The organism is Nonomuraea sp. B19D2 (assembly GCF_040137845.1).
Taxonomy (GTDB): Bacteria; Actinomycetota; Actinomycetes; order Streptosporangiales; family Streptosporangiaceae; genus Nonomuraea.
The window spans coordinates 44087-59757 of the sequence record NZ_JBEFAK010000056.1; the positions used below are offsets into that span (position 1 = coordinate 44087).

At 67.9% G+C, this 15671-nt stretch carries 15 protein-coding genes and 2 pseudogenes; 3 read left to right on the forward strand and 14 right to left on the reverse strand.

The window, feature by feature from the left end; translation table 11 throughout:
• Nucleotides 1–13: 13 nt before the first annotated feature.
• The 8 genes from ABN273_RS51350 to ABN273_RS51385 form a co-directional block, all read right to left on the reverse strand.
• Nucleotides 14–1237 (reverse strand): glycosyltransferase family 4 protein, encoded by a 1224-nt coding sequence (locus ABN273_RS51350; protein WP_349457011.1) that lies wholly within the window; start codon nucleotides 1235–1237, stop codon nucleotides 14–16.
• A gap of 1 nt (nucleotide 1238) precedes the next feature.
• Complete coding sequence (locus tag ABN273_RS51355) at nucleotides 1239–2321, reverse strand: endonuclease/exonuclease/phosphatase family protein (protein ID WP_349457012.1); 1083 nt, start codon at nucleotides 2319–2321, stop codon at nucleotides 1239–1241.
• Nucleotides 2318–3013, reverse strand: coding sequence for a sulfotransferase family protein (locus ABN273_RS51360; protein WP_349457013.1), 696 nt, complete (start codon nucleotides 3011–3013; stop codon nucleotides 2318–2320). Before ABN273_RS51360 ends, ABN273_RS51355 begins: the two co-directional genes overlap by 4 nt.
• A 3-nt stretch (nucleotides 3014–3016) precedes the next feature.
• Entirely contained in the window at nucleotides 3017–4000 is a 984-nt protein-coding gene (locus ABN273_RS51365) for a lysylphosphatidylglycerol synthase domain-containing protein (protein WP_349457014.1), read from the reverse strand.
• The gene (locus ABN273_RS51370) at nucleotides 4000–5172 is read right to left on the reverse strand and encodes a glycosyltransferase family 4 protein (RefSeq protein ID WP_349457015.1); all 1173 of its coding nucleotides are present in this window, start codon (nucleotides 5170–5172) and stop codon (nucleotides 4000–4002) included. Before ABN273_RS51370 ends, ABN273_RS51365 begins: the two co-directional genes overlap by 1 nt.
• 21 nt (nucleotides 5173–5193) lie before the next feature.
• Nucleotides 5194–6153, reverse strand: coding sequence for a UbiA prenyltransferase family protein (locus ABN273_RS51375; protein WP_349457016.1), 960 nt, complete (start codon nucleotides 6151–6153; stop codon nucleotides 5194–5196).
• A 13-nt stretch (nucleotides 6154–6166) separates the two neighbouring features.
• Nucleotides 6167–7195, reverse strand: coding sequence for an NAD-dependent epimerase/dehydratase family protein (locus ABN273_RS51380; protein WP_349457017.1), 1029 nt, complete (start codon nucleotides 7193–7195; stop codon nucleotides 6167–6169).
• Between the two features lie 135 nt (nucleotides 7196–7330).
• Complete coding sequence (locus ABN273_RS51385; protein WP_349457026.1) at nucleotides 7331–7795, reverse strand: phospholipase; 465 nt, start codon at nucleotides 7793–7795, stop codon at nucleotides 7331–7333.
• Nucleotides 7796–8222: 427 nt separating this feature from the next.
• Between ABN273_RS51385 and ABN273_RS51390 the strand changes: the two are divergent.
• A pseudogene (locus ABN273_RS51390) lies at nucleotides 8223–8447 on the forward strand (IS256 family transposase); the annotation flags it as partial.
• A gap of 422 nt (nucleotides 8448–8869) precedes the next feature.
• On the opposite strand, the gene ABN273_RS51395 reads toward ABN273_RS51390, so the two are convergent.
• Nucleotides 8870–9259 carry a MerR family transcriptional regulator gene (locus ABN273_RS51395; RefSeq protein WP_349457018.1) on the reverse strand — a complete coding sequence of 130 codons (390 nt, stop codon included), beginning with the start codon at nucleotides 9257–9259 and terminating at the stop codon, nucleotides 8870–8872.
• Nucleotides 9260–9342: 83 nt separating this feature from the next.
• Between ABN273_RS51395 and ABN273_RS51400 the strand changes: the two genes are divergently transcribed.
• A complete protein-coding gene (locus tag ABN273_RS51400; protein ID WP_349457019.1) occupies nucleotides 9343–10242 on the forward strand; it encodes an NAD(P)-dependent oxidoreductase in 900 nt (299 codons plus the stop codon).
• Here ABN273_RS51400 and ABN273_RS51405 read toward each other — a convergent pair.
• Genes ABN273_RS51405 through ABN273_RS51420 form a run of 4 tightly spaced genes read right to left on the reverse strand, consistent with a single transcriptional unit; the run spans nucleotide 10239 to nucleotide 13875 of the window.
• Nucleotides 10239–11195 (reverse strand): hypothetical protein, encoded by a 957-nt coding sequence (locus ABN273_RS51405; RefSeq protein WP_349457020.1) that lies wholly within the window; start codon nucleotides 11193–11195, stop codon nucleotides 10239–10241. The genes ABN273_RS51400 and ABN273_RS51405 overlap by 4 nt on opposite strands.
• Nucleotides 11192–11683, reverse strand: coding sequence for a hypothetical protein (locus ABN273_RS51410; RefSeq protein ID WP_349457021.1), 492 nt, complete (start codon nucleotides 11681–11683; stop codon nucleotides 11192–11194). The genes ABN273_RS51405 and ABN273_RS51410 overlap by 4 nt, the downstream gene beginning before the upstream one ends.
• 3 nt (nucleotides 11684–11686) lie before the next feature.
• Nucleotides 11687–12910 carry a macrolide family glycosyltransferase gene (locus ABN273_RS51415; RefSeq protein WP_349457022.1) on the reverse strand — a complete coding sequence of 408 codons (1224 nt, stop codon included), beginning with the start codon at nucleotides 12908–12910 and terminating at the stop codon, nucleotides 11687–11689.
• Nucleotides 12907–13875 carry a patatin-like phospholipase family protein gene (locus tag ABN273_RS51420; RefSeq protein WP_349457023.1) on the reverse strand — a complete coding sequence of 323 codons (969 nt, stop codon included), beginning with the start codon at nucleotides 13873–13875 and terminating at the stop codon, nucleotides 12907–12909. The genes ABN273_RS51415 and ABN273_RS51420 overlap by 4 nt, the downstream gene beginning before the upstream one ends.
• Nucleotides 13876–14265: 390 nt before the next feature.
• On the opposite strand from ABN273_RS51420, the pseudogene ABN273_RS51425 reads away from it, so the two are divergent.
• Nucleotides 14266–14505: pseudogene (locus ABN273_RS51425) on the forward strand (helix-turn-helix domain-containing protein); the annotation flags it as partial.
• Nucleotides 14506–14619: 114 nt separating this feature from the next.
• Here ABN273_RS51425 and ABN273_RS51430 read toward each other — a convergent pair.
• Nucleotides 14620–15486 (reverse strand): alpha/beta fold hydrolase, encoded by an 867-nt coding sequence (locus ABN273_RS51430; protein WP_349457024.1) that lies wholly within the window; start codon nucleotides 15484–15486, stop codon nucleotides 14620–14622.
• Between the last annotated feature and the right edge of the window lie 185 nt (nucleotides 15487–15671).

Below are 15671 nucleotides of genomic sequence, written 5' to 3' on the forward strand. Positions count from 1 at the left end.
GCAAGGTGTGGGCTCACCGCCGGACCGCCTCGGCGTACGCCCGCAGCGTGCGGGCGGCCGTCATATCCCAGGAATGGCGGCCGAGGACGTACCGGCGGGCACGGTCGCCCAGCGCCGGATCGTCGTCGCTCAGCACCCGGAGCAGCGCGGCCGCCAGCTCGTCTGGATCAAGCGTCGCGGTCTGCGCGCACGCCCCCTCGGCGCTGCCGACCACGTCCGGGTCGAACCCGGGGCCGACCACGGCCCGGGCCCGCAGTGCCATCGCCTCCAGGGCGGCGAACCCGAACGACTCCGAGGTCGACGGGAAGACGCACGCGTCGGCCGCCACCACGTGGTCACGGAGCTCGCCGGTGTCCAGGTATCGCCCGAGTACGTGCACGTGCCCGGCCAGCCCCGCCTCCTCGACCCGCTCGCGCAGCCGCTGGTCGATGGAGGTGTCGTCGGGCCAGCCGGTGCCAGCCATGACCAAGGTGACGTCGGTGCCGTCGGCCAGCATCCGACGGACCGTCTCGATCAGCTCGGTCACCCCCTTGTGTGGCCCGTACCGGCCGGCGAACATGATCATTCGCCGTTCGTCAGGGATCCCGTACAGCGCCCGGACCTTGTCCCGTACGGCGGCGCGTTCGATGTCGTCAGGGCATTCCATCCGCCAGGCTTTCCCAGCGCCATGCGAAACCACGGCAACGTCGGCACGTCCAGCCAGGTGAGGGATGCCAGCTTTGGTGTGCGGTGACGGAACCATGATCAACCGGGCTCGACGGCTCAGCGCCCGGTTCAGTGTCCGACCGAGCGCGGCGACCAAGCCCCGGCCCCGGTCTCGGAGAAAAATCTCGGCGGAGTGCACGTGATAGCAGACCGGTATCCGGAACAGGACGGCACAGATCAGACCGGCTGGCGCGCACATCCAGTCGTGCACCGCGACCAGGTCGACCTTCTCCCGGGCGTGCAGCCACCGGGCATACCAAACCCCGACGATGTTCAGCCGGGCGACCGCGGCCATCATCCCGATTCGCGAGCGCGGCAGTGAGGTACGTGCCCACGGCGGGGTGACGAGCACTCGGCGGATGGTCGCCCCGTGGTACTGGAACACGCGCGGAAGGCGGTGGTGCCGGGACGCGCCTACCAGATGGACCTCGGCGTCCTGGGAGGTCAGGCCGCCGAGCAGCCCCTCTATGTAGGTACCGATCCCGCCAAAGGGATCGGGCGGTGCGCCGGTGGAGACGATGACGATCCTCATGTCACGGGCCCTTCTGTTCGTGTGCCTCGTCGGGAACGATTACGCGGAATTCCTGGGCCGCGTGGTCGGACAGGGCCTTGCCCCCACCGTCGAGGTGGTAGCTGGGAATGGCCAGGTCGCCAGTGGTGTACAGCCAGTCGAGACGCCACATCCGAGGCAGTGAGAAGCGGGAAATGGGCCACGTGTGCAGGGGTGCAAGGGCGCCCGGAGGGCCATGCGCCTGGGTGCCGGGCGGGAAGGAGTACAGCTCCGTCCAGGGCGAGTTGAAGTCACCGGCCAACACGATCGGATGGGGGTTGCCGGCCACGTCCGTGTGCAGCTTACGGAGGTTCTCGAACCGCCAGATGCTCTGCTTCTTCTGGCGCTGATAGAAACCTCCGGTAAAGGGATTGCCGCCCCGGAAGGGACCCGGAAGGTGCACGTTGTAGAAGGAGACCGTGCGCCTGCCGACCCGGATTTCGGTGCGCTGGAACTTCGGCCCCTTCCAGAACCAGTCATCGCCAGCACTGGGAACTGTCTGGTGGTGCGCTGCGACGATGGGCAGCCGAGAGAGGGTGATGAACTCGCCTTCAACGGATATCTGGTAACCCGGGAATGTCGCGCGCAAGCTGGCCGTGGCGTCAATGCGAATCACCTGATTGTACGACGTATTGTTGATTACCCCGTACAGGTGTTCCTGCAAGAGATAGACATCGGCGTTCTGTCGGCGCAAGAAGGCGTAGAAGGAGTCCGGATCGTTTTCCATCTCCCAGTAGTTGGTGTTCCAGGCAAAGACCTTGATCGCCGTATCCCTTGGGCTGGCGGTGGCGGAGCCCGTCCACCCGCGGCCGTAGCCGGCCAAATAGGCTCCGGCCAGCAGCAGGAGAACCAGGAGTATGGATAGCCGGCGGCGCACCGGGCGCGCGAACGGCACGAATGCGAGTAGCAGCATGGGCACTGCCACCGTGGTAAGCGGAGGTGTCATCTCGACGATGACCCACGGCCACCAGTTGCCGGCGAGTAGAACATGCAGGATGAGGAACGTGGTCCATGCTGCCGTGGCCGCGACGAGGAGCCGCGCTCCCTTGCCCCAGCGGCCGATCACCGGGTCCTGCTCAGGAAGAGCGACGCTGCTTCTCTTCCGAAGCCACGGCTAGTGGGAAACTCCACTGTGGTGCTCTTCAGGGGAAACGGTTCCGCCGGTACATCAACACCGAGGAACTCGCACAGTGGTCCCCATTCATCGCGGATGTGGTAAATGAGCAACCGATCGGCGGGGACGGCCTCTATGACCTGATCTGTGTGTGCCTGGAACTGCTCGATGGCGCGTTCCGGTCTCCGCTCGTTCACTGATTTCAGGGCCTGTCCTTCGAGCGTCAGCTGAAACAGCTTGATCAGTGGGGCGAAATCTGTGCCGAGCACCGACGACAGTCGGATGGCGGCCTGGCCGTACAACGTATTCATGTGCCGTCGCCGCTTCAGCAGCGTCCTTTGCACACTGTTTATCCATTGCTCCGGGTCGCGCACCGTGTGCACGACCTTCGCCTGCGGGTACTGCTCGACAAGTTGCCGCCAGCAGGGTGTCGCCGGTTCGCACACCATTGATTCATATCCAGTGAGTATCTCCGCCCAGTTCGCCGATCCGCCTTCGACGGCTCCGAGCAGTGGCCGGATCAGCTGGGGATTCCTGAATACGTCCCCTGCGCTAAGACACGGCCCGAAGCCGAGTTGTACCAGCGCCGCCTTGAGGGATGTCGTCCCCGTCCGGCCGTACCCGGTACCTATGACGCGCATCATGGCCTACTCCCTTGTAAGTGATCGGACGGGCGATGTTTGAGCTGCTCTTCGTCTGGCCGCCACGAAGCGGGTCCCGGCCAGCAGTCCCAGCACTCCGAGGGTCGCGATCACGTGCCCCAAAGTTGTGAGAAGCCGGCTCAGCAGCAGCAGTGTGACGAGGTCCGGGCCACTGACCAGGGCGCCGAGCGTGAGGCCGAGCACGACCTCACGTACTCCGAGGCCGGCAGGTGCCTGCGACAGCGCTCCGGCGACCGCGCTGAGTACGAATCCGCCTATGCCGAGTGTCATCGCGGATGCGGGAGGTGCGCCGAGGGCGACTGCGAGGATCGCCGCGTGCGTGCCGTTGCAGCACCACCCAAGGACGTTGAGTGCGATCACTCCGATTGAGGTCTTGCCGGTGGGCAGCGCGATCTCGTGGTCTCCACGTCGCAATATGCGTTGTCCGAGGCCGAGCAGCCTCCTGAACAAGCGCGGCGCCAGCATGACCGCGCCGGCGGCGGAGAGCACGAGCGGCAACGACAGCCACCATATTGGATCGTCCGCCGCCAGGTGGGGGACCGCCAGCAAACCGACGATGCTCCCGCTGAGCGCGGTCAGAACGAGCGTGATCAGACCAGCCGCCATGAGCCCGGCCGCTGGCGCTCCGACCCTCCTCGCGAGCGCAGCCTGCACGATCGGGGGCCAGATCGCACCGGGAAGGTAGCGTGTCACTCCGGACAGGAAGAACACCCAAGCCGCGTCGGAAACCGTCAGTCGTATACCGGTGCCGGTTACCAGCAGTCTCCACCCGAAGAATCCGGGAAAGGTGCCCACCACGGTGAATCCGGCCGCGAGGCCGACGGCGCTCCAGCCGACAGAACTCAGACTGTCGCCGAGCCCATACCGCACACGCCAGATCTGCCAGCACAGAAATGCGACGATGATCGAATAGACGGTCGTTCGGAGAAGCTTGAGCAAACGTCGGCGGCCGTTCGGTGAGCTCGCCACTACTGCACCAGCGTGCTCTGCCGCCGGGCACCGATCGCCGACCTGTTCTCCATAGGGGTGACCTGGTCGAACAGCTCCTCGTAGGCATCCAGGAAGGTGTTCACGCCGTAGAGCTCGCGGGCCCGGCGGCCCCCCTCGGCGCGCTCGTCGGGAGTTAGTGCCGCCAACTCGGTGATCGCATCGGCCAGCGAGGCCGGATCACGTGGCGGAACCAGGCGGCCGAACCCCGTCTGCAGGACGGGCGAACGCCCTCCGGGAAGGTCCGTGGTGACCGACGGGATGTCGGCCATCATCGCCTCCGCCTGGACAGTACCGAAGGACTCAGCGACGGAAGGCAGGGCGAAGACATCGATCGACGCGTAGAAATCGTCGATCTGGCTCCCGCTGAGCAGGCCTAGCATCCGAATCCGCTTGTCGTCGCCGATGAGCGGACGAAGCCGATCCTCGATCCCGCCACCGGCCACCTTGATCCAATCGCCACCGATCAGCAGTCGGGCGTCCGGATCAGCAAGCTGCTGAAATGCCCGTACCAGGTATTCGATCCCCTTGTCCTCGACGATGCGCCCGAGGAACCCGATGTGCAGGCCACTCCCGTCCCGATAGCCGGGCTGGCCCCCACGGCGGTCGAGGCACGGCGGCGCGATTCCCCGCCAGTTCCTCCGCCTGATCAGGGGCCACAGCTTCGAACCACGTGCTTGATCCGTGCTGTTCAGCACGACCGCATCGGAGCGCCGCATCGCGGCCCACGTGGAGACGTCGACCGCCCGCGTCGCGACCGCGTTGACCACGCCTGGCGGCAACCACAGGTCGATGTGATGCGTCGTCACCAGTGGCCGATCTCGCACCCCCAGCGCGATGGGCGCCACCTCGAGCATCGGTACGTGCGGGTTGACGATCGCCGACCTGCGAGCGACATGCCGGGCAAGCGACACGAAGTGCGGACTCACCGGCCCTCGCCCGATCGTCCGGGAGACTGGACTGCGAAAGACCGAGACACCGGCGCGGACCTCGCGAAGAGGCAGCGACTTGTCGTGCTGAACGGCCACGACCGCGACGCGCTTTCCACGTTCGGCCAAGCCCTCGGCAAGGCGCTGGGTATGGATCGTCAGGCCGCTGACGTACGGCGCGTAGTAGTTGATGAGTATCGCCACATCGAACTCGTTGTCATCCATGGAGGTGGCCACCTCGGCTTCTCACGGTAGATGGATTGGACTGATGGACGGGATCTTGGTCGCGAGTACGAGCGCGCCGATCGCGCAGACCCAGATCCCGATGGACGCGATGAGGGCGCGATCCCGCAGCAGCAACCGGACCGGGTCACCGCCTCCCTTCAGCACCAGAACCACTTGGAGGTAGCGGGAGAGCGCGTACAGCACGAAAGGTAGGGAGATCAGCAGAGCCTCCTGCCTGTGCGGTGCGATCGGTGCCTCGGTGGCCAGGTACGCCGACGTGGCGGCGAGGCAGACCACGCTGGCGAGCAGCAGCAACTGGTTCAGGAATTCCACCGAGTAGCCGCGGAGCGAGGGGCGGTGCTCGACGCCGACCTCCACCAGCTCGTACCGGCGTTTTCCGAGGATCAGCAGGAGCGATCCGGAGAAGACCGCGATGAGCAACCAGCCGGGTAGCGCGGCGTCGGTGGCCAGGTATCCCTGAACGACGCGCAACACGAACCCGCCGGAGACCACGCCCATATCGATCAACGGCAGCCGCTTTAGGCCGGCGCTGTAGGCGAGGTTCAGGCCGAGATAGCCGAATACCGGCCAGGAGCCGCCGTGCGGCGCGTACGCGAACAGCAGGCTCAGACCGCCGGTCAGTACTGTGCCGTACAGGGTGACCGCGGTGACGGAGAGCCGGCCGGCCGCGATCGGGCGCCGGCACTTGCCCGGGTGCAGCCGGTCGAGGCGCTGGTCGACGAGGTCGTTGACGAGATAGATCACGGCGGCGGCGAGAATGAACGCCGCGATGGACCAGGCCACGCGCTCCAGGGCGGGCCACGACCACACCGCCAGGTCCACCAGCGCAATCGGCACCACCAGCACGCTCTTGGCCCAGTGCGCCGGCCGGGCCAGCAGGAAGAGGTCCATGACCTGCCGCCGCACACCGGCCCTGGCCCGCTTGGCGGGTCGTTCACGCGCAACGTTGACGCTGCCCATGCTGCCGCCCGCCTTAGAAGAAGACTCTCGCCAGCGACAGGACTCCCTGCCGCCAGGCGTCCCGGCTGGTCCGGCCGACACCTACCGGGCGCTGCCCACGCCACCAGTGATAAGAGCGCAGAATCGCGTCCTCATTGGAGAACCGTGGCGTGAATCCAAGTCGGTCACGTGCCTTGTCGATGGACACGTACGAATCAATGAGCAGCTTGTGCGCCAGCCGGCGATAAACCGGAGACAGGTGGCTGCGCTCGAGCAGCCGCAGCAGCGGCAGGGCGGGCCGTACCGGCAGCGATACAACACGCTTACCGTGCCCCGCGGCATCGAGTACCGACTGAAACGCGGCGCGCAGCGTTCCGAACTCGGCGGCACCCAGATTGTAGGTGTCGTCGGCGACCTCGTCGGGCGCCGACATCAGCAGCATGATGAACTCGACGAGGTCCTCCACGGCGAGCATCTGGCTGAGCACGTCGCCGCGCCCGAGAACGGGAAAGTTGTGGCCATCCGCAGCCCATTCGAAAAGCATCGCGAACAGGCCCATGCGGCCAGGGCCGAGAAAGGTCTTCGGGCGAAGAATCGATACGCACATTCCGGTGCCGCGAAATTCCTCGGCGATCTCCTCCGCCTCCGCCTTGGCCCGGCTGTAGGCGTCCACCGGCCGGCGCGGATGCGTCTCCGGAGTCGGCACCTCGAACGGCAGGCCGTAGACCGCGGCCGAGGAGACATGGACGACGCGGTGCACCCCGGCGGCGCGGGCGGCCTCGAAGACATTGCGGGTGCCGTCGACGCTGATCTCCCGGAGTCGTCCCTTCGAATAGCTCGGCAATCCGCTGGCACAGTGCACGACGGCGGTGGCACCGGAGAACAGGTCGGTAAGCAATGCCTTATCACCGATATCTCCGGCCGTGTGCTCCACGCCGTGCGCCGGCTCCGCGGGCGCGCGCAGATCCACACTGTGAACCGCATATCCCGCATGCGCCAACCGGCGAACCAGACTGTCCCCCAGCATTCCGGATCCGCCGGTCACTACGATCCGATCGTCCATCGAAGCGTCACCCTTCTTCCTGCCGAATTGAGTTGTGCGCTGCCGCCGGATCACCCTGCTGGCGCTCCAGTCATCTGCCGTTCGGTGCAGGCGTGTGAGATGCTGGGCCCCATTGAGCCAGGATCTATGGGAGTCTCAAGCTCCCAGCTTCTTGACTGTCTCGTAGTAGGTCTTGGCGTATCCCTTGCACTTTCGGTATATCGGCCCTTTGATCGGCAGGAACATGCACACGCGGAGCATGTCCTGGTGGAAGGCGCTGTCTACCCGGCTCTTGTATCGCGCCTTGAACTCCGCCTTGCCGACCAGCTTCTTGTGGTTGCGGTATCCGAAGTCGTGCCGCCAGCAGGCCCAGTAGAAGTTGAAGCCGTCCGGTTTGTCTGGGGCGTGAGAGCATCCGTCGGTGCTCCAGTCGAAGCCGTACTTGTCCAGGCGTCTGTTCTGGCGCATGTTGTCCCAGCTTGAGTAGCTGTTCCAACTGGTGCCCGTCAGGTGCCGGAGCTTTTTGAGTGTCGCGTTCTTGTTCTGCTTAGGCTTAGGGCGATCCAGTTGCTTGGCAGCCACGGCCTTCTGGGCGGTATCAGCTGTGGCCGAGCCTTGCATCGGACCTAGGGGCGCGCATCCCAGGACTGCCACCAGGGCGATCTTGGCTAACTTCGAGCGGGTAATCGCAACGGATGTTTGCACGGAATACCTCGGCTTTCTGCCGTTGATCGGCGGCTCGTATCGAAGCGGTACCAGTGCACACGCTGGATACGCCGCCGGTCATCCTGTTCAACTCAGGATCGAAACACCAAGGTGAGGGGCGGTTTCAGCGTGTCATCGACGACGGCGGCGAGCATGCGCGGGCATTGCCGCCACGGGGCAGACAGCGCTTGCGGAGAACGAGCTACACCCTCGAAAATGTCGGGTGTTGTGAAGGCCGTTGCCCGATCCGGGGGCCCGCGCCGGGCAACGGCCTTTGGGGTGGCGAAGGTTCTTTTGGATGGTGGTGCGCGGTTTCTGGTCGGGGTTGGTCGGCGAGATGACCACCGAGTCCACCTTCGCCACCGTCCGCGGCAGCAGGTACCAAGGGACCCGGCTTTCGGGCCGCCGGCGTCGCGATGGCGTTCAAACTCATCGAGTCCGCCCAAGCCAGGTGGCGCGCGTCAACACACCCCACCTCGTGGCCCTGGTCCGTGCCGGAGCGAAGTTTGAGAACGGCAAACTCGTCGAACGACCCGACGAATCAGGGAGTGACGCTTGCGCCGCGTGACACGCCGATCCAGCGGCAACAAGCGCAGCCGCGGCAGCCAACCTTAGTCAGTGCGGCCGATACACCAGCGACTGTTCTCTGAAGGACCATGCTCCCCCATCCTTTCCTTCTCGTCTTGATAGGCAACCATGGGCCGTCATAACTGCCGTCCCCGCTGAATGGGGTGGGCGGACAGATGCGATCTGACCTGGGTGTGGCTCGTTCTCGTGACCGGATCGATCAGGCGAAAAGGGCAAATCCCTCCTGGTAGGAGCTCTGGAATCTGGCGCATTGTCGAGCTTCTCTCTGATGCGGCTCCCGTAGCCATTCTTTTGCGCCCAGGCGACATCATTTAGCGCGTATCCGAGAGGACGGCCCTCGGTCAGGGGCCGCCAGACCTGGTAAGGCCATCCGCGCTGAGCCATGCATTTCTTGATGAGTATCTATGGGGTGGAGTCGCGGGGCGGGTAGTCCTCTGCGGCGCGCTGCTCGGTGGCTTCGATGTAGTCGGCGAGGGCCTGGCGGGAACGGACGAGAGTGTCGATGTGCTCGTCCATCCCGCGCAGGCGTTCGCGTAGGGCGTCCAGGAGTTCGGGGCACGGCTCCAGGTCGGGCTCCGGTCCGGTGACGCAGGGAAGCATGTAGGCGATGTCGTCGGTCGACAGTCCGGCGGCGAGGAGTTTCCTGATCTGGGTCACGGTCAGGATGGCGTCGTCGGTGTACTCGCGGTAGCCGCCGGGGCTTCGGCGCGGCTCCAGGAGGCCCTGGGCCTCGTAGTAGCGCAGCTGATGTGTGCGGACTCCGGTGCGCCGGCTCAGTTCTCCGATCAGCATGCTCATTCCCCCTTGACCTTCATGCCGGTGTGAACGTTGAGGATTCTCCCAGTGTCTGCCAACTCATTCAGAGGGAGCGAATAATGCAGAACCGTGCGGAGAGCCGTACGCCGGTGACGGTCATCGGACTGGGCCTGATGGGTCAGGCGCTGGCCGGGGCGTTCCTGCGCGAAGGGCACCCCACGACCGTGTGGAACCGTACGGCGGCGAGGGCCGAGCAGCTCGTCGCCCAAGGCGCGAGCCTCGCCGACTCGGCCGGCGAGGCCGTCGCGGCCAGCCCGCTTGTGGTCGTGTGCGTCACGGACCACGACGCCGTGCACAAGCTGCTCGAACCGCTGGGCGACGTTCTTGACGGACGGGTCCTGGTGAACCTGACCTCGGGCACGTCCCAGGAGACGCGGGACACCGCCGAGTGGGCGTCGCGACGCGGCGCCGCCTACCTCGGCGGCGCGATCATGGCCATCCCCCAGGCGATCGGCACGGAGGAGGCGCTTATCCTCTACTGCGGCCCGCGATCGACCTTCGCGCTGCACGAAGCCACCCTGCGGAGCCTCGGCGCAGGAGCGATGTACCTCGGTGCCGACCACGGCCTGTCCACGCTGTACGCCGCGGCCGGGGCGAGCTTGATGTGGAGCGTTCTGAACGGCTTCCTGTATGGTGCCGCTCTGCTCGATACGGCGGGCGTGGACGCCTCGACCTTCGTCTCGTTCGCCCGGCAGAACATCGCAACCGCGGCCGGCTGGTTGTCCGGGTACGCCCAGCAGATCCACGACGGCGCGTACCCGGCCTCCGACGCCACGATCGACACCCATCTGGCCGCGATGGACCTCCTCGTCCACGAGAGCGAGGCCCTCGGGGTCAACGCCGACCTGCCGAGATTCTTCAAGGCCCTGGGCGACCGCGCCGTGGCCGAGGGACACGGCGGCGACGGCTACGCGGCCGTGATCGAACTGTTCCGCAGGACCTCGGAGGTGCGGGTCTAGCGGCTGATCGGACGGCCCTGGTCGGCCGCGCCTGGCGCGGCGGTCGCGCCGCGGTGGGCACGAATGAGTGCGATCACGGTGTCGGCGGTGCGGTCGAGGTAGCTGCGGCCATCGGGCAGCTGCGCCTCCGGGCTGATGTAGCTGTGCCGGCCCATGTGGGTGACCGGGTCGAGCGCGTGTGTGGTGATCTTTCCGGCGCGGACGGCCCGGTTCCATCTACTGCGGCCGAACAGCCGCCAGCGCTGAGGGAAGATCCAGGTGCAGACCCGCTCGATCCAGTCGCTGTCACTGGTGAGCCGATGCAGATGATGGGCGTGGGTGAGATCGTTGGCGCCGTTGTGGAACCCGCCGATGGTGATCAGCAGGAGCGGGGCGCGCAGCTGGGTGCGCAGTTCTTCAACCGCGCCGGTGGCGACCTGGGCGCCGCCGCTGTAGCTGAGCAGCACCACGGGTATGCCGCTGTCGGGCCGGTAACCGGCCAGGCGCAGCTGGGTGGCGATCTGGGTGCCCACGGCGCGGTTGTACACGGGCCGGTACCGGCGGTCGGCGGCGACGAAGATCTGCATGACGTTGTGCAGGAAGAGCAGGAGCCCGATGTGGTGGCGGACCCACTCCCACACAGGCCGGTTGACGAGCGGGTCGGCCAGTGGCGAGTAGGGCTGCACCTGACCCAGCACCCGCAGTTCCGGCGCTCCGGCGATCAGGGCCTTGACCAGCTGGCCCCCGTCGCGGGTGTCGGTGAAGCGACGTTTCCCGATGCCGTCCAGATAGACCAGGTAGGCGTCCGGAGGACGGTCGGGGTCCGCACCCCGGGCGTAGGGCATGCCCTGTGGGAGCTCGGTGGTGGGAGTCCGCCAGCCGGCGGTGTAGGCCATCACCTCGTAACGGGCGAGCAGCGCCTCGGCGAGCAGGACCGGACCGAGCACCAGGACAAGGAGCGGGAACTCGATCATGTGCACAGCTCCTGCGCCCCGGTGATACTGATCTTCACGACCAGGCGCCGAACCGCCTCCACGGCGACGCCGAGCCCGATGCCGGCGATGGCCACGCAGCCCGCGGCAGCCCACCAGCCCAGCCCCGTCGCCGCGGCGAGCGGGGCGACGAGGCTTGCCCCGACCCCCACGAAGAGCAGCAGGTGCAGCAAGGGGCCGAGCAGCGGGAATGCGAGGACGGCGGCGAGAAGCAGCGGCGCGGCCAGGCCAGGTGTCCAGGTCAGCGCGGCGACGCCGGACAGCGGAGCGGACAGCACCAGCTCGGCGAGAGTCCATGCGGCCAGTGGCCACAGCGCGAACACGGCGCTCTCGACCACGGCGCCGAACAGCAGGAGCAGGATCGCAACGGGCCGCGGCACGCTGGATCGGCGAGCCACCAGGGGCAGGATCCGCCCGGCGGCCTCGGACAGCCCGGCGCACAACAGCAGGACGACGACCAAGGGTGACATCGGTCAGCGCCCCTGTGGCGAATCCGCCGGGGCCGGCCGGCTGACCCGCCCGGCCCGGTGCAGGTAGCGCTCGAGCTCGTCGGCGGCGCGCAGATAGCCGCCGGCCTCGCGCTGGGCGACCTGCAAGGCTCCCGCCGCGGCCCGGAAGCGTGGCTCGATGAGCAGACGTCCGGCGAGGGCGTTCACGGGTCCGGCGGCGGCGTCCTGCGTACGGATCGACAGGCCGGCGCCGAGCTCGACAACCCGCCGGGCCACGAGCGGCTGATCGGCGCCCTGCGGGACCACCAGCATCGGAACCCCGGCGTACATGGCCTCGTTGACGCTGTTCATCCCGCCGTGCGTGACGAACAGCGCAGCACGGGCCAGCACCTCTGGTTGCGGCACGAAGCGGCGGGCGAGCACGTTGCCCGGCAGCGGACCCAGCGCGGCTGGATCGGTCTCTCCGGTGGAGATGATCACGGTGCCGCCCAGCGGTGCGAGCGCGGTGGCGAAGTTGCGCAGCAACTGCGGGTCGGCATTGAACACCGTGCCCAGCGAGGCGTACAGCACCGGGGCTCGCAGGCGATCGGCCGGGAACGACGGGTCGGGTGGCCGGGCGCCGAGGCTTGGGCCGACGAACTGGTACGACTGGTCGAAGGCGTCGACGCCGGGCTGGAACGCGCGCGAGGTGAAGACCAGGTTGAGCGGCTGGCGCACGTTCAGGAAGTCCACGAGTGGCAGCCCACGGGTGTTGTAGCGGCGGTACAACCCCCACCGCGACCGCAGGTAGCTCTGGACGTCGCCGGGCCGGGTCGCCGCCGCGGCCAGCAGCTCCCACGAGGCGCGGGTGGGACTGGGTGCATACCGGTTGAACGCGAACGTGGTGAACAACGCAGCCGCCGGCACGTCGAGTTCGCGGGCGGCGACCGCGCCCCAGGGGCAGGCCGCGCCGTGGACGATCAGGTCCGGCCGGACGTCACGCAGGTCGGAAAGCACAGCGGGCAGCAGGCCGACCGCGGTGCGCGCAAGCCCGTCCAGCATCGTGACCGGCGTCGGCGGATCGGGGAGCGGCTGGTCACCCCCGGGGTAGAGGCACACGGTCGCACCGGCGGCCTCGACCTTCTCCGAGAACTCGGGCGAGGTGTGATACGTGACGGAGTGACCACGACGGACAAGCTCGGCCACGATCGGCAGCGTCGGATTGGTGTGCCCGTGCATGGGGATGTTGACGAACGCGATGGTGCTCATCGGCCGGCCTCCGATGCCGAAGCGGTCCGTGCCATGTCCAGGCCGGCCGATGGCACGGGAGGCTCGTCGGCCCGATACAGGCCGGGCCCGCTGACGCGCAGCCCGTCGAGAAAGCGGCCCGCCGCGAGGGAAGCCGTATCGATCAGCCGCTGGGAATGGCCGAAATCCCACGGGGCGGGCCAGGTCTCGATACCGGTCGGCACCACGACTGTCGGAATCTGCCGGGATACCTCCTGCAGGTCGCGCTCGATCTGATGGTGCAACAGCAGGAGCCCTGCCCTGGCGGCGACCGCGTCGGCCCGCCGGGGCGGGACGGTCGGGCGCAGCGGCCAGCTCTCCCGCCCGGCCGACAGCACGACCACGCTGGCCGCCCCCGCCTGCAGGGCCGCCCGTACCGGGACAAAGGCGACCACCCCGCCGTCGACGAGCCTCCGGCCCTCCCGATCCACCGGGGGCAGGACCCCCGGGATGGCTGCGCTGGCCAGCAGCGCGGACTCGAGATCTCCGTGGTCGAGCAGCGCCTGAGCGCCGGTGGCCAGATCCATGGCCACCGCGGTGAAGGGGACCTCCAGCTGTTCGATCCGCGACGGCAGCTCGGCCCGAGCGATCAGCCTGCGCAGGCCGCGATCGGCGAAGATGCTGGCCCGCGAGGACAGGCAGCCGAGCGGAAACACCTCACGGCGCCGCGCATGGGTCCACACGTGATCCAGCCATGCTGCGGCCTGGCCCGGGCGAGCGGCCGCGATCGCTCCGTTGAGGGCGCCCACCGAGGTTCCGATGATCAGGTCCGGGACGAATCCTCGCTGCTCCAGTGCGTGCCCGACGCCGACCTGCGCAGCCCCGACCACTCCCCCGCCCCCTACCGCCACCGCCACGGGACGGGGAAGGGCGCGCAAGCCCACCGGCTTCGGGCCCTCGTCCGGCCGGCTCGACGACCAGGAACGTGTCCCCTCGTCGCCCGTCATGGCTTGACGCCGCTCATAGCCGTGACCGCCCGGCGAGCCGCCCTCGCGGAAGCCATTGAAAGCGCGGAGGCCGATCTCCGGCGATATGTCACACTCATGGTCCGCCCTCTCTCACCACGGCGCTGAATCGGATTCGTTCCTCAGCTAAGACAGGGCGACCACCAAATCTGTGACACCACGCGGCCCAGGCCGGCCATCGCAACGATGAGGCCGCAGCGGCCCACGGCGCTGAGGGCGCCTGCGGCCCTGCCGCCACGCGGGCGGCGCTCGCCGCTTTCGGGTCCGGTTGCCGATGTAGACGGTGTGATCTGCGGTGATGTGCCAGTCGTCCGTCTTCCTGGGACTGCCGGTACCAGGCAGGTCCGCGGCGCGGAGTGCACACTGGTGAGCATGGCGAGAACGGAGTTCGGGCAGGCGGTACGCCTCTGGCGCGACCGGGTCCCGCCCGAGGCCGCGGGGCTGCCCGCCGGCGGGCATCGGCGCGCGGCCGGACTGCGCCGTGAGGAGCTGGCCCTGCTGGCCGGGGTCTCCGTCGACTACGTCACCCGCCTCGAGCAGGGCCGCGCGTCCAACCCGTCGGCGCAGGTCGTCGAAGCCCTGGCCAGGGCGCTGCGGTTGTCGCAAGCCGAGCGCGCGCACCTGTTCCGGCTGGCCGGGCTGGCGCCGCCGCGCTTGCGATCTGCTCGTCGAGCCACCCACATGCTCGCCAACGAGAGGGTGGACCGCATCCCGGCCACCGCCCCCCTACTCGGCCAGAATCTGGCGCAGCGTGACGGCGAAGCCGTCCGGGTCGCCCTTCATGCCGAAATCGCCGTCGAGGAAACCGCCGTGGTGGCTGGGGAAGGTCACCGGCTTGACGCCGAGCCGTTCGGCGACCGCCACACCCGCGCGGTGGGCCATCTCCCCCTCCGACTCGGCTCCGACGCCGACGACGATGCGGGTCCGTGCCGCGCGTAGCGCCTCGAAGTCGTGCTCGTAGTGCGTACAGGTGATGAGGTTCTGCCTGAACAGCGGGTCGTCACGAGAACCGTCGTCGTCCGCCGGGAACCCGAGATCGGCCGGGTTCGGAAGGGGCAGCTCGGCGATGTCGGCCGGCACCTCGCCCCGCAGGCTGGAGACCGCGATGAATTTCGCCATCGCCGGCCCGAACCCGTCGCGGTCATACGTCCGGCGGATGTCCGCCACCGCGGCCAGCGCGCGCTCCCGGTCCGGCAGCAGCTGGGCGGCCGGCGGCTCGTGCGCCACGAGCGTACGGACCTGCTCCGGATGCCGGGCCACCAGCGCCAGCCCGTTGACGGCTCCCCCGCTGCTGGCGAAGATGTCCACCGGCCCGCCGCCGAGCGCGGTGATCAGCCGGTGCAGGTCGTCGGCGTGCTGCTCGGGCGTCGACTCGGCGGCGCCGTCGGTCCGCTCGCTCCGCCCGATCCCGCGCGGGTCATAGGTGACCACCGTACGATCGCGGACGCGCCCGGCCAGGCCGGCGAACCCGGTGGCGTCCATCGGCGATCCGATCATCAGCAGAATCGGCGCGGCGCTCGCCTCGGCCTCGTGTATGTCGTAGTGGAGAATGGCGCCGGGCACCTCGAGGGTGTGGGTCTTGGGCTCGGTCATCGGAAGCCTCCGTGGATACTCCGGCCTTCAGGCCGGAGAGGAATCGGTCCCCTGCGGAGCAGGGCAGGAACAGGCGATTCGCCGCCAGGCGAAACGCCGTTGAAACGGTCAGTGCGGCACACTGGTTTCTCCTTGCAGGTGGTAGGCGTAGCCGTCGCCGCGTTGCAGCAGGCGCACGTGTCGCC

Bases quoted from the DNA above. Each gene is read 5' to 3' on its own strand.
- ABN273_RS51350 (WP_349457011.1), bottom strand. From the start codon at position 1,237: ATGAGGATCGTCATCGTCTCCACCGGCGCACCGCCCGATCCCTTTGGC.
- ABN273_RS51360 (WP_349457013.1), bottom strand. From the start codon at position 3,013: ATGATGCGCGTCATAGGTACCGGGTACGGCCGGACGGGGACGACATCC.
- ABN273_RS51370 (WP_349457015.1), bottom strand. From the start codon at position 5,172: ATGGATGACAACGAGTTCGATGTGGCGATACTCATCAACTACTACGCG.
- ABN273_RS51375 (WP_349457016.1), bottom strand. From the start codon at position 6,153: ATGGGCAGCGTCAACGTTGCGCGTGAACGACCCGCCAAGCGGGCCAGG.
- ABN273_RS51380 (WP_349457017.1), bottom strand. From the start codon at position 7,195: ATGGACGATCGGATCGTAGTGACCGGCGGATCCGGAATGCTGGGGGAC.
- ABN273_RS51385 (WP_349457026.1), bottom strand. From the start codon at position 7,795: ATGCAAGGCTCGGCCACAGCTGATACCGCCCAGAAGGCCGTGGCTGCC.
- ABN273_RS51395 (WP_349457018.1), bottom strand. From the start codon at position 9,259: ATGCTGATCGGAGAACTGAGCCGGCGCACCGGAGTCCGCACACATCAG.
- ABN273_RS51400 (WP_349457019.1), top strand. From the start codon at position 9,343: ATGCAGAACCGTGCGGAGAGCCGTACGCCGGTGACGGTCATCGGACTG.
- ABN273_RS51405 (WP_349457020.1), bottom strand. From the start codon at position 11,195: ATGATCGAGTTCCCGCTCCTTGTCCTGGTGCTCGGTCCGGTCCTGCTC.
- ABN273_RS51410 (WP_349457021.1), bottom strand. From the start codon at position 11,683: ATGTCACCCTTGGTCGTCGTCCTGCTGTTGTGCGCCGGGCTGTCCGAG.
- ABN273_RS51415 (WP_349457022.1), bottom strand. From the start codon at position 12,910: ATGAGCACCATCGCGTTCGTCAACATCCCCATGCACGGGCACACCAAT.
- ABN273_RS51420 (WP_349457023.1), bottom strand. From the start codon at position 13,875: ATGACGGGCGACGAGGGGACACGTTCCTGGTCGTCGAGCCGGCCGGAC.
- ABN273_RS51430 (WP_349457024.1), bottom strand. From the start codon at position 15,486: ATGACCGAGCCCAAGACCCACACCCTCGAGGTGCCCGGCGCCATTCTC.